We start from the raw sequence: 13029 nt of genomic DNA, 5'->3' as shown, positions 1-13029 counted from the left end.
ATCGAGATGTGGCGGATTTTTTACGAATCCCGGCCGCCCCTCGTGGTCGCCCAGGTTAGGGAGAAGACGATCGGCATGATTCCGATGAAGCGCTTCGGCACGTCGGGGGAAATTGCGAAGGCGGTCCTCTACCTCGGGTTCGATGCGACCTTCACGACAGGCATGGAACTTCCAGTCGATGGCGGTTGGTCGCAACTCTGAAGGCGGTACGCGGGTACGCGCCCTGGTCTAGAGCGCTACGCCTTGCCGCTCGCTATAGCCTCATCGTTTCGCTGCGAACGGAGCAGACGGACATTGACCTGTACAGCGTGATCGCGAACAAGATCGCGATCTGATAGTCGATCCGGACGCCACAGAGTTTACATCTCTACACGCCCACAAATGCCGCGAGCCATCTATACAGGGTCATCATGGCCGTTTCCAATGCAGTCCAGAGCCCAGTACGTTTGGAAGCGCTGCTTGAGGACCCTTTGAACGAGGCCAGCGGCCTAACCGCTCGGTCTTCCCCCGCAAGATGGAAGATGGCAGCAACGCGCCAAGAAGCAGCCATCCGATGGCCGACATGTCGAATGACCGGGTTGGGAGTACGCGTTGACGACCGGCCGGTTTCGGGGAGCGAAATACCAATGACCGCTTTGCGGCGATGAGTTCGAAGCACGGATGGACTCAGGACGACCAATTCAGCCAGTTGCGCACCACCGGCAAATGACCGTTCGCGCTCCGACTTGAGACACCCCCGGGGACCCGGGTCCGCTTCGAAAATGCCTCATCCCGCTTCAGGTCGGGCATTTTGGCGTGACGACTGATGTCGGCGGCATGCGATTTCCATGTTTGCGCACGCATCCCATGGTCAGGGCTTCGCCATCCGGGCATTGCCGATCGCACCGAGTAACGCGTGCAACGACACGGGCTTGCCGAGATGCGCATCGAATCCGGCCCGTATTGCTTCCTCCGCATCGCTCTGCCTTCCGAACCCTGTCAGGGCAAAAGCCGGTACCGCCTCCATGCCTGGCAGCTTGCGCAGTTCAGCGATCAGTTCGTAGCCGCTCATGCCGGGCATACCGATGTCTGACAGGATCAGGTCGAATTTGCCTTCTTTGGCAGCCGCCAGCGCGTCCGGACCATTGCGCTCGGGCCGCACCTGCGCCCCTTCCAGTTCAAGGAGCGCACGAAAACCTGCAAGCCCTTCCGCAGAGTCGTCGACAAGCAGGACGCGTAGTCCCTTGAGTGCGCTTGTATCGGCTTGCGCGCGCCGGGTTGCCGGCTGAGTCGAGTGTGGCACCTCCGGTAGCCTGAGACTGAACCGCGCGCCGGTGCCCAGACCTTTCGAATACGCCTCGATCCTTCCGCCGTGCATTTCGACCAGTTGCCTGACGAGAGACAGGCCGATGCCGAGTCCGCCGCGCTCGCGACCTGCACCGGTATCCGCCTGACTGAACATGTCAAACACGCGTGGCAGAAAGTCCGGCGCGATGCCCTGCCCTGTGTCGGTCACGTCGACGCACAGGAACGCGTCCTTGTGAGACATGCGCACGTCTACGCGTCCGCCCGAAGGTGTGAATTTCAACGCGTTACGCACCAGATTCCACAAGATCTGTTCGAGGCGCACCGGGTCGGCCTGAATCGTTGCAGCGCTTTCCGCGCCGGTGAGTGCCAGGGTGACGCCACCGGCCGCCGCATCGACTGCGCTCGCATCGATTACCGCGTGCAGGATCGACGCGACGTCGACCGCCGTGAAATGGAGCGCAAGCTTTCCGGTTCGTGCGCGCGACAGATCCAGCAGATCGTCGATGATCTTGGCCTGGCCAACAACCGAGCGCAGGATGGCATCCGCCGCGTCCTGCACAAGTGTTATCTTCCGAACCTCGGGTGAGCGCGTCAGCATCTCGGCCTTGACATGAATCAGGTTCAGCGGATTTTTGAGTTCATGTGACAGCACGGCAAAAAACTCGTCTTTCTGACGATTCGCCGACTCAGCGCGCTCGCGAACGCGCCGTTCGAGTTCCAGCCTGAGCGCCTGCTGACTCTCGATGCTTTTGCGGTCCGTCACGTCCCGCGCAATCTTCGCGTAGCCGTTGAATTCCCCGGTCGTGACCATCGTCATCACGCCGCTGCAATAAATCCGCCTGCCGTCGCTTCGCACGTGCCAGCGTTCATCCTCGGCCCGGCCGGTGTCCTTGGCCTGGGTTCGCTCCGCCAGCGGCGCGCCCTGCGCTCTGTCCTCTGCGGTAAAGATCACATCGATTGGCTGCCCCAGCACTTCGGATTCCGCGTAGCCGAAGATATTCTGGGCGCCCCTGTTCCAGCTGACAATCGCGCCATCGAGATCCTGCACGATGATCGCGTAGTCGTCGGTGGTCAGCGCAGCGAACTTCAGACGTTCTTCACTGCTGCGCGCCGACTGCTCCGCCTGCCGTCGCTTGGTGATGTCGATCAGCGTCAGCACGGCGCCATCGATGTGGTCGTCAAGTGTCCGGTATGGCAAGATCCGGGCGATGAACCATTCGCCGTCATTCGTGCAGACTTCCCGCTCGGTCGTCTTGAGCGACTCGAACGCCGCTGTCGCATCGGCGGTCAGTTCGGGATAATTCAGGCGATGGGTGAGATCCGGCAGCGGGCGGCCGACGTCCGTCGCGATCAGCTTGAAGATGCCAACCGCAGGTTCAGTGAAACGCTTGATGCGCATCTGCCGGTCGACGAAGATGGTCGCGATCCCCGTCGAAGCGATCAGGTTCTGCAGGTCGTCCTTGGCCTTGGCCTCGTCCTCCACCTTCGACTGCAATTCCGCGTTGACGGTGACCAGCTCCTCATTGACGGACTGCAGTTCCTCCTTGCTGGTTTCGAGTTCTTCCGTCGCTGAACGCAGTTCTTCGTTGATCGCCTGCAACTCCTCATTGGAAGCCTTCAGCTCCTCCGTCGATACACTCGCCTGTTCGATATTGGATTGCAGCAGTTCCTTCGAGCGACGCAGTTCGCTTTCCAGATGGGCAATGACGGGATTGTGGTCCGCATGACGGCTGGTGTCCGGTTCATCGGTGCTTTCCTTGACCACGATCTCATTGAAAAGAACGGCCATCACGTCGCCGCCCGCCACGTCGTCATGAAACGGATGCACTATCATCCTCACGTACGAATTGGCGTCGCCTTGCGGGAAACGGACGTTTTCCGCATGGATACTCTTGCCGGATTGCAGCGCCTGAAAAATTGCGGTCCGGAGCTCGAGACGCAACTCGGGATTGATCACCGTCAGCAGGTTATGCGACGGCTCGCCGGCCACATAGCGCAAAAAGCGTCCGGCATGCTCGGAAATATGGAGGATCTCGGCTTCCCGGTCGATCAGGATGCTCGGCGGTGCGTAGTGCTCGATTAGCCGCTGATGCAGATTCGCGAACGAAAAGCTGGAGGGACGCGACGCCGGACGGACAACTTCCGCTGGCAACGGCTGCAACGTCTTGCCGGCGACCGGCAGCACGGGCGTCACGCGAGGCCGGTTTGCATTGCTCTTTGCGCGATAGATGCGGTTTTTCTTGTCGACCGGAAAAAACAGTTCCTCGGCGATTTCTGCCGATTCGGAACTTCCCAGAAACAGATAGCCACCCGGCCGCAACGCAAAATGAAAGGTCTGCAACACCTGACGTTGCACGCTGCGGTCGAGGTAGATCAGCAGGTTGCGACACGACACAAGGTCGAGCTGCGAAAACGGCGGATCGCGCAGGATGTTGTGTGCCGCAAACAGTACCTTCTCGCGTAGCGGCTTGTTGACGACATAAGCGCCGCGAGTATGAGTAAAGAATTGCCGCAGCCGGGACGGTGGGACGTCGGTGAGAATGGATTCAGGATAACGGCCGGATCGGGCCATCTCGATCGCGCGATCATCGATGTCTGTGGCGAATACCTGAACCTGTGCGGAGGTCGAATGGTCCGGTAGCGCCTCCGTCAACAGCATCGCAAGGCTATACGCCTCTTCGCCCGTCGAGCAGCCCGCTACCCACGCTCGCACCTGCTCGGCGGGCAGTGCCCCGCCGCCGCAAATACGGGGCAACACTTCACGCTCGACCGCTTCGAACGCTTCCCGGTCACGAAAGAAATTCGTCACCCCGATCAGCATGTCCTTGAGCAGCGCACGCGTTTCGTCGGGGTGACTGCCGAGATAGCGTCGATAGGCCTTCAGGTCGGGCTGCGCGTTGACCTGCAGGCGCCGCTCGATGCGACGCAGGACTGTGGCGCGCTTGTAGTGCCGGAAGTCATGCCCGGTCTGCGTGCGCAGCGTGGTGAGTATGTCGTGCAATGCCTGTTCAGCCGTGTCATCAGGCTCTGCAGAGGGCAACGTGCGATCCGGTCGCTCGTCTGCGGCGGGGAGTTTGATGACCCGCGCGTTTGCCCATAGCTCGACCAGCTTTTGCGGCAGATCAACCACCGGTAACGCGATGTCGATCTGCCCACTCGCAATCGCGCTTTGCGGCATCTCAGGATATTCGGCGTCGTCGGGAGTCTGGGCGAGCGCAATACCGCCGCACTCCTTGATACGGCCAATCCCCACCGTCCCGTCGCTGCCCGTGCCTGACAGGATGATGCTCATGGCGCGCGCGCCGTGGGCGTCGGCAAGGCTACGGAAAAACCGGTCGATCGCCACTGGCGGACGACCCTGGCGTTCGGCCCGTGTCACCCGCAGGTGTCCGTCTGCCATCGAGAGATCGTTAGACGGCGAAATCAGGTAGACGTGGCTCTTTTCGATCCTTGTCTGCTCGAGTACCTGCGTGACGGGCATTGTGGTGACGCGCTGGATCACTTCATCGACGCGGCTTTCGTATTTCGGAGACAGGTGCAGCACGACAACGAACGCCATGTCGACGTCGCCCGGCATCTGTTCAAAAAAACGCAGCAGCGCCTGGATGCCGCCTGCGGATGCGCCGATTCCGACCACCGGGAAGTTGAGCGTTGAACGCCCAGGGGCTGGCTGGCCAGCAGGCGAATCCGTGGATGTGTCGGTGGTCATGGAAAAGCGAAACACCTTCGGTTTGACAGTTCAGTATTCTTCGCGCGAACTGTTGGGAGGGGACCGGTCCGCTGCGCAAGTCGACGCTGCGGCCCAGGTACACGGATACCGACAGCGCGTTGTCGCGACCGATTCCTGGAATCCTCGGATGCAGGTTCGTCGAACGCTACGACCAAACATTGACATCCTTATAGCGCAAGCGATGTTCCTACTGACGTTCTGTCGATTGCACAGACCTATCCGGAGGGTGACAACCGGGACAGTACGCGTCAAGACGGCGCCAACCTGGCGGATACTTTAGTGGCCAGGAGAGAATATTATTCTAATCCAGAGGACGTCCGAAACCGAATTTCTGCTAGATGCGACGCCCCAACAGAACTGCCGCGGGGTGCTGGCGCGAAGCGGATTCGGGCTTTTTTCCGCCCCTCCGGGCCGGCCTTGGACAGTAGTTGACGATTTGCCAATTCGTTTTAAGATTGAAAATCCCACGCTCCGATTCCTGCTTGACATGCTCGATAGCAGACCTAACCCGGTTGCGATTCCTGCGACTATCGTCAGCGGATCGCCCATAGAAGTTGATCAATATCTCGTCGCAGCGCTGTGGACCGGCGAAGTACCAAAGCCATCCGTTCGCGAGGTGACGGAGTGGGTCAACATCCTTCATGAACGCGGCGAAGGCTTCTCGTCTCACGCGTCGGCCTGTCACTACTGGCTGTTCGAACAGAGGTCGATCGCGGCGGGCAACGCGCCGCGTCCATATCCTAAATGCGCAAAGTAGATCTGACCGGATCGAGCCAGATCGGCCCAGAAACCTCTCGGCGCGGCCGGCGAGCAGAGATGCGACGGGAGCGGCGACGGAACGCGTGTGGCACGATTTGGCAAATCAGGCAAAACAGCATTACAACTTCGCTTCAAGCGTATCCACGCGCGCACCCAGTTCGCGGATCGCCTCGACAATCGGCGCAGCCAGTTCGCCGTACGCAACGGCTAGCGTGTCCGCTTCGCCACCGCGCGCAACCGCCTGCGGATACACGGCCCGTCAGCAAGGTGGTCACATCGCCGTTCGCCCACGTCAGTTGCAGGTCCCATGCGAGCATGCGCCCGACGAGCTTCGCGCACTCGGCAGCCGTCAGCGTGGCGAGGATCGTGTTCGGCAGTGTGGCGCGGATGCCCTCGAGATCAGGCCATCCATCCCGATCCGGCACGATCGAAATCGCATTTCATCTCCAAAAAATTCGAATCAGATGTCATGCGCCCGGTCTCGAAATACCATGTCGCGGCCTTGCACGCATGTAACTCGTCCGCCAACCGCCGGTTGACGGGTAGGCTGGCCGAAATCTGCGACGCCGGTTGGACTCCTCCAACATCGCCTTTCGGATCAAATCTGCAAAGCACTCGAGCGCCTCTTTCGTCCCACAGACGCTGCTGTATTCGTGCCCGCCAATCCGGGCTTCCAGCAGTATCGTGAATCCTGCTGCGCGCGCAATTCCAAGCAAATCCATTTCGGTTCCCCCGGTACGTTGACTTGCCAGTACATCCGCATGATCCGTACCTCGCGCGTCTTCGGGCCTGTCGTGCCAAGAAGACTCGTCCGATTCCGCAGTCGAACCGGGTAAAGCAAAGGTGCCGCAGCAAAGACAGGCGTGCATTGTCACTGCATAAACCATCTGATCTTGCGTGCTGGTAGCCAGCGATCGCACAAGCTAATCGGGTTGCTGCTCGCGCAATCCCTGCTCGGTCGCCGGCGGCCCAGGCGTAACTGGTTTCGCCCTTGGACGGCAGGATGAAGCCGTCATCGGCGAGCGGCGGTTGTGCGTCGCGGCCGGCCGTCGCTGCCGCGCCGCAACAGAGCGCGCTCGAGCCTGCAGGCGTTCAGGCGGCGCATATCCTGCGCCTGTGGAATTTGACGCTGTTCATCTGCGGAACCGTTTTCGCAGCCGTGCTTCTCGCCACGCTCGTCGCGCTCATCCGCAGCCGGCGCAACAATGACTCATCGCCGCCGACTCCTCAACCCGACGAGCAAACTTCGACGCGCACGCGCAACGCGGTCACGACCGATGCAGCCGTCGCCGCAATGAGTGACGGGGCAGCAATGGTGGTGGCAAGCTCGTGATGACGGATCGCGCCCTCTCGAAGCTGCCCGTCGAGAGCAGTCTATTCGCCGGAATCGGGGCAGCCCGGCTTCACGCGTCGGCGAACACCAGGCCGACGAGCAGTACGTCAAATGAGCTACACGTGCCCGCCGGCCGGCCTGTCATCGTTGATCTTAAGGCGGGTGATGTGATCCATACGTTCTGGGTGCCGAATCTGCACGGCAAGAAGGACATGCTGCCGGGCATCCAGACGACCATTGAGTTTCGCGCCGACAAGCCCGGCATATATCGCGGCCAATGCGCAGAGTTTTGCGGCGCCGAGCACGCGCTAATGGCGATGCTCGTCGTTGCTCAATCGCCGGAGCAATACGCGGCATGGTGCGGCCAGCAGGCGACATCCGCTTCCGGTGCGTCCGACGCCCTCGCGCAACGCGGACGACAAATCTTCGAACAGTCGAGTTGTGCCGGATGCCATACGGTGCGTGGCTCCTCCGCACAAGGCACGCTCGGTCCCGACCTCACGCATCTGATGAGCCGTCAGACGATCGCCGCAGGAGGGCTCGCCAACACACCCGCCGGTCTGCACCAATGGATTCGCGATCCGCAAGCGGTCAAACCAGGCACGACGATGCCGGCGGTGCCGCTGGCCGCCGACGATCTGCGTGCCGTCATCGCGTGGCTGGGGACCTTGCAATGAGCACTGCTGAACCGCGAGTCGCGATGGATGTGAACCTCGACCTGAAGGACGGGCCGGACGCGCCGCAGCACGTAAAGGATGCGCTCGAGCAAACCTGGCGCGACCCGGGTGGCTTGATCGGCATGCTGTCCGCCGTCAATCACAAGACCATCGCGCGCCGCTTCATCGTCACGACATTCGTTTTCTTCCTGCTGGCAGGACTGCTTGCGCTCGCCATGCGCACCCAGCTCGCCCGCCCGGACAACCGGCTGATCGGACCGGACGTCTACGACCAGCTCTTCACGGTGCACGGCTCGACTATGATGTTCCTGTTCGCCGTGCCCGTCATGCAGGCGGTTGCAGCGTGGCTCGTGCCCCTGATGATCGGCGCGCGCAGCATCGCATTTCCGCGCGTCAACGCCTACGCGTATTGGGTGTTTCTGTTCGGCGGACTGACGTTGTACGTCGCGTTCGCGCTGGGCGCCGGGCCGCGCGCCGGCTGGTTCAGCTATGTGCCGCTTGCGGGCCCCGACTATTCGACGGGCAAAGGCACGGACATCTGGGCACAGATGATCACGTTCACGGAGCTCTCCGGGCTGCTCGAAGCCGTGGTGCTGATTGCGACGATCCTCAAGATGCGCGCGCCCGGCATGTCGCTCAACCGCATGCCGCTGTTCGTCCGGGCGACGCTGGTGACGCAGTTCATGGTGCTGTTCGCGATGCCCGCCATCATGCTGGCGAGCACAGCGCTGATCCTCGATCGCCTGGTCGGCACACAGTTCTATAACCCGGCGCTCGGCGGCGACGTGTTGCTATGGCAGCATCTGTTCTGGTTCTTCGGCCACCCGGAGGTGTACCTGATCTTCATCCCGGCGCTCGGCTTCATGTCGTCGATCGTTGCGACGTTCTCGCGCCGTCCGGTGTTCGGCTATCCGGCGATGGTGCTCTCATTGATCGCGACGGCATTCCTTGCGTTCGGCCTCTGGGTTCACCACATGTTCGCGACGTCAGTGCCCGCACTCGGCAAGAGCTTCTTCACGGCGGCGAGTGTGATGATCGCGGTTCCGTCCGGCGTGCAGATTTACTGCTGGCTCGCGACCCTGCTGACGGGCCGGCTCAATATGAAAACGCCTCTCTATTTCGTGCTGGCGTTTTTCTTCACTCTCGTGCTGGGCGGATTGACGGGCGTGATGCTTGGATCGGTATCGCTCGATCTGCAGGTGCACGACACGTACTTCGTCGTCGCGCATTTGCATTACGTGCTGATCGGCGGCGCGGTGTTTCCGCTGTTTGGCGCGATCTACTACTGGTTTCCGAAAGTGATGGGCCGGATGCTGGACGAACAGCTCGGTCGATGGCATTTCTGGCTCTTCTTTATCGGGTTCAACGTGACATTCTTTCCGATGCACCTGCTCGGTCTGCATGGGATGCCGCGTCGCGTGTGGACGTATCCGCACGGGATGGGCTGGGACACGATGAACCTGGGCGCGACCGTCGGCGCGTACATGATGGCCGCAGGCATGCTGGTCTTCATCTACAACATCGTGCATAGCAGCAGACGCGGATCGCACGCGGGCGCCGATCCATGGGGCGGCGGCTCGCTCGAATGGAGCGTGCCGAGCCCTCCGCCGCCTCACAACTTCGACGCGCTGCCCGTCGTCCATGCACAGGAGCCGCTTTGGGCGCCACCGCGCGAGCCGCGCTGGGTGTCGGGACTGACGGCGACTGCGCGCGAAGTGCTGACGACGACCGTGCTCGACGCGCAGCCCGACACGCGCCCGCTGTTCCCGACGCCGTCCATCTGGCCGTTCCTTAGCGCGATCGCGACCACGGTCTTCTTCATCGGCTCGATCTATACGCCGTCGGCCGTGTGGTGGGGCACCGTACCCGTCGCGATCGCGATGATCGTCTGGTTCTGGCCAAGGCGGCGCAGCAACGCAATTGCGCGCGCGCTGGAACGCTGGCCCGACGATGCACCGGACAACGATGCAAAGAAAATAGCCATGCCGCCCGCACAACCATCGACGCTCGACGTGCGCGGCCTGCCGAGCTTCGGCTTTGGTTCACGCAGCCTGATGTGGTGGGCGACTGTGGGACTGATGCTGATCGAGGGCACGGCGTTCGCGCTCGCCATCGCGATGTACTTCTATCTGCGAGCCGTCAACGCCGTGTGGCCGATGCATGCGCCGCCGCCAGCGCTGCTGTGGGGCTCGCTAAATACGGCGGTGCTGATCGCGAGCATGGTGCCCAACGAACTCGCGCGGCGAGCGGCGAACAAGGGCAACCGCGAAGGCGCACGCCTGTGGCTTGTGATTTGCCTTGCGTTCGCGCTGATCTTTCTGGTGTTGCGCGGTTTCGAGTTCGCCGCGCTGAACGTGATGTGGTACGCGAACGCGTATGGATCGATTGTGTGGCTTCTGCTTGGTCTTCATACCACGCACCTGGTCACCGACACCGTCGATACCGCCGTCCTTGCCGCGCTGCTGTACTTCGGTCCATACGAGGGGAAGCGGCTGGTCGACACGAGCGAGAACGCGGTCTACTGGTATTTCGTCGTGTTGAGCTGGCTGCCGATCTATCTGGTGATCTATTTCGTGCCACGGATGTCGCCATGATCCGGACTTCTTTTGCTTCGTGGCTCGGTCTGGTCGTCGCGCCGTTTGTCGTGCTCGGTGCGCAGAGTCTCAACTATGCGCTGGTGCAGGTGGCGTGCGCACAGCAAAGCACGCTGGCGCTCGATGTCGTCAGTGCGGTCGCATTTCTGTTTTCGGCGGCGGCGACGGTGCTTGCTTACACGCGATGGCGTCTCGTATCGCACGTACGCGATGCCGACGCTGCGCCGGATACCGCGCACGCCGCATTCTTCGCGCTGATGGCGATGCTGGTCGCCGCGCTGTCGGCGTTGATCCAGCTGATGATGTGGTTCCCGCAATGGTTGATCTCACCCTGTCGCTGAACGCGGCGTGCATGCGAATCGGACGCGTTGCCGCGCCGGCGTGCGTCGCGTTGCTCACGCCCAGAATTGTGGCGGCACATGTGCTGTCCGCGTCGAGCGCTGCAGTGCCTTCGTTCGGATGGACGGGCGAGCCGTGGGTGCTTGCGCTGATGATCACGAGCCTGGTTGCATACGGTACCGGCTATTGGCGTCTGCGCAGACGCGGCTCTGCGCAGGCGCGCGGCGCCCGCGTACGCGCGACCCGTCTCGCCGCGTTTGCCGGTGGCTGGCTAGGGCTCGCGCTAGCCCTGTTCTCGCCGCTCGATCCTCTCGGCGCAGCGCTCTTCTCCGCGCATATGGTGCAGCATGAATCGATGATGCTGATTGCCGCACCGTTGCTCGTAATGGGCCGACCGCTCGGCGTATGGATATGGGCGCTGCCGAAGCGTGCGCGGTTGCGGCTTGGACGGCTGGTCAGGACGCGCGGGTTTTCCCGGTGCTGGCACGCGCTGACCTTGCCGCTCGTTGCCTGGCTACTGCATGCGGTGGCGTTGTGGACATGGCATGCACCCGCGCTGTTCCAGGCGGCGCTGCTGCACCAGTGGGCGCATTCGCTGCAGCACGCGAGTTTTCTGCTGACAGCCTTGCTGTTCTGGTGGACGGTCGCCGGCGACGGCGCGCGGCGGCAGACGGACGGCCACGCCATGCTGTCGCTCTTCACGACGATGGTCCACACGGGCGCGCTCGGCGCGCTGATCACGCTCGCGCCGGGCCTCTGGTATCCGCTGTACGTAGAACCTTGCAGCGCGCTAGGTGTCGATCCGCTGCGCGATCAGCAGTTGGGCGGGATGATCATGTGGGTGCCCGCGGCGACGGCATATCTGGTCGGTGGGCTTGCAATTGCCGCACGCTGGCTGACGCGCCCCAATGCGCCCGTGCTCGCAACGCGGCATGCGGTGATTGTGCCGCGGGATGGAACGCGATGAAGCGTCGCCGCACGCCGCGCATCCGTTGGCTCATAGCCTGCGCCTTGTCGGGCGGCTGCGTGCTCGCGCTGCTGCTCAATCCGCCGGCACCCCATGAAGCCGCCGCTGCTGCGCAGGCGCCGCTGGCGGATGACGCAACGCTCGCGCGCGGCGAATACGTCGCGAAGGCAGGCGATTGCGCAGGCTGCCATACGGCGGCCCAGCGCGGCGCACCGCTCGCAGGCGGACTAGGGCTCGCTTCGCCGTTCGGCACGATCATGTCAAGCAACATCACACCTGACAAACAATTCGGCATTGGCCAGTACAGCTATGAGGATTTCGCGCGCGCGATGCGCGAGGGCGTCGCGCGGGGCGGCAAGCGCCTGTATCCGGCGATGCCGTATGCGTCGTTTGCCAAAGTATCGGACGACGATATGCGGGCGCTCTACGAATACATCATGCATCGCGTCGCGCCCGTTGCCAAGCCGACGCCCCCTTCGGACGTGGCGTTTCCGTTCGATCAGCGCTGGGCGTTGCGCTTCTGGCAACGGGTGTTCGTGCCGCGCGGCGTGTACCGGCCGCGTGCCGACCATGACGCACAATGGAATCGCGGTGCGTATCTGGTGCGGTCGCTCGGCCATTGCGGCGCGTGCCACACGCCGCGCGGTAAAGCGTTCCAGGAGCGCGGCTACGACGAATCCTCGAACAGTTATCTCACGGGCGGCGTCAACGATCACTGGTTCGCGCCGAACCTCACAGGCGATAAGGGATCCGGCCTCGGTCGGAAGAGCGCCGCCAGCATTGCGTCGTTCCTGAAGACGGGGCACGCTGGCGGCGTGATCGCCTACGGCAGTATGGTCGAGCAGATCGAAGACAGCTCTCAATACCTCACCGACGAGGATGCGCAGGCAATCGGGCGCTATCTGAAGTCGCTGCCCGCGCAAAAGCCGTCCGGGACTTACACGCCGAACGCCGATCCGGCGCGCGCATCCGTCAATGGCAACCGCGTGCCCGATGAACTGTCGCTCGGCTTCAATGTATATCGCAGTTTTTGCGCGCGCTGTCATCGCGATGACGGCATGGGCGTTCCCAACGCCTTTCCTTCGCTGGCCGGCAACCCTTCAGTGCTGACGGAAGATACGACGTCGCTGATCAGGCTGCTTGTCGAAGGCGGCAATAGCCCGGCGACGCTCACGGGGCCGCCGCGCCAGTCGATGCCCGGCTTCGTCGGGACGCTGGCCGATGTGCAGATTGCCCAGGTGCTGACCTATATCCGCGGTGCGTGGGGCAACAACGCGCAACCCGTCACGGCCAACGATGTAAGCACGCTGCGCGGCGAACTGCACAAGTGACAGAGGGGGAGC

7 protein-coding genes and 1 pseudogene are annotated in these 13029 nt (G+C 62.4%); 6 read left to right on the top strand and 2 right to left on the bottom strand.

Annotation, left to right across the window (positions count from 1 at the left end):
• The first annotated feature begins 6 nt into the window (after window positions 1–6).
• The gene (locus SB822_RS28680; protein WP_410856158.1) at window positions 7–201 is read left to right on the top strand and encodes an SDR family oxidoreductase; all 195 of its coding nucleotides are present in this window, start codon (window positions 7–9) and stop codon (window positions 199–201) included.
• Window positions 202–850: 649 nt separating this feature from the next.
• Here the strand turns inward: SB822_RS28680 and SB822_RS28675 are convergent.
• Window positions 851–4996, bottom strand: a complete 4146-nt coding sequence (locus SB822_RS28675; RefSeq protein ID WP_410856157.1) for a CheR family methyltransferase — start codon at window positions 4994–4996, stop codon at window positions 851–853.
• Window positions 4997–5894: 898 nt separating this feature from the next.
• Window positions 5895–6029, bottom strand: coding sequence for a hypothetical protein (locus SB822_RS28670; RefSeq protein WP_410856156.1), 135 nt, complete (start codon window positions 6027–6029; stop codon window positions 5895–5897).
• Window positions 6030–6779: 750 nt separating this feature from the next.
• Here SB822_RS28670 and SB822_RS28665 point away from each other — a divergent pair.
• The 5 genes and pseudogenes from SB822_RS28665 (at window position 6780) to SB822_RS28645 (ending at window position 13017) form a co-directional block, all read left to right on the top strand.
• Window positions 6780–7786 (top strand): annotated as a pseudogene (locus SB822_RS28665) (c-type cytochrome).
• Entirely contained in the window at window positions 7783–10380 is a 2598-nt protein-coding gene (ctaD, locus tag SB822_RS28660; protein ID WP_410856155.1) for a cytochrome c oxidase subunit I, read from the top strand. Before SB822_RS28665 ends, ctaD begins: the two are co-directional and overlap by 4 nt.
• Window positions 10377–10721 carry a hypothetical protein gene (locus tag SB822_RS28655; RefSeq protein WP_410856154.1) on the top strand — a complete coding sequence of 115 codons (345 nt, stop codon included), beginning with the start codon at window positions 10377–10379 and terminating at the stop codon, window positions 10719–10721. The genes ctaD and SB822_RS28655 overlap by 4 nt, the downstream gene beginning before the upstream one ends.
• Entirely contained in the window at window positions 10697–11686 is a 990-nt protein-coding gene (locus SB822_RS28650) for a cytochrome c oxidase assembly protein (protein ID WP_410856153.1), read from the top strand. Before SB822_RS28655 ends, SB822_RS28650 begins: the two co-directional genes overlap by 25 nt.
• Window positions 11683–13017, top strand: a complete 1335-nt coding sequence (locus SB822_RS28645; protein WP_410856152.1) for a c-type cytochrome — start codon at window positions 11683–11685, stop codon at window positions 13015–13017. The genes SB822_RS28650 and SB822_RS28645 overlap by 4 nt, the downstream gene beginning before the upstream one ends.
• Window positions 13018–13029: the final 12 nt, after the last annotated feature.

This window comes from Paraburkholderia sp. SIMBA_054 (assembly GCF_046534875.1).
In the GTDB taxonomy this organism is placed as follows: Bacteria; Pseudomonadota; Gammaproteobacteria; order Burkholderiales; family Burkholderiaceae; genus Paraburkholderia; species Paraburkholderia hospita.
This window is presented reverse-complemented; position numbering and strand designations above follow the sequence as displayed.

Excerpts from the sequence above, each read along its gene's own strand:
- SB822_RS28655 (WP_410856154.1), top strand. The coding sequence starts at position 10,377 with ATGATCCGGACTTCTTTTGCTTCGTGGCTCGGTCTGGTCGTCGCGCCG.
- ctaD (WP_410856155.1), top strand. The coding sequence starts at position 7,783 with ATGAGCACTGCTGAACCGCGAGTCGCGATGGATGTGAACCTCGACCTG.
- SB822_RS28675 (WP_410856157.1), bottom strand. The coding sequence starts at position 4,996 with ATGACCACCGACACATCCACGGATTCGCCTGCTGGCCAGCCAGCCCCT.
- SB822_RS28650 (WP_410856153.1), top strand. The coding sequence starts at position 10,697 with ATGGTTGATCTCACCCTGTCGCTGAACGCGGCGTGCATGCGAATCGGA.
- SB822_RS28645 (WP_410856152.1), top strand. The coding sequence starts at position 11,683 with ATGAAGCGTCGCCGCACGCCGCGCATCCGTTGGCTCATAGCCTGCGCC.
- SB822_RS28680 (WP_410856158.1), top strand. The coding sequence starts at position 7 with ATGTGGCGGATTTTTTACGAATCCCGGCCGCCCCTCGTGGTCGCCCAG.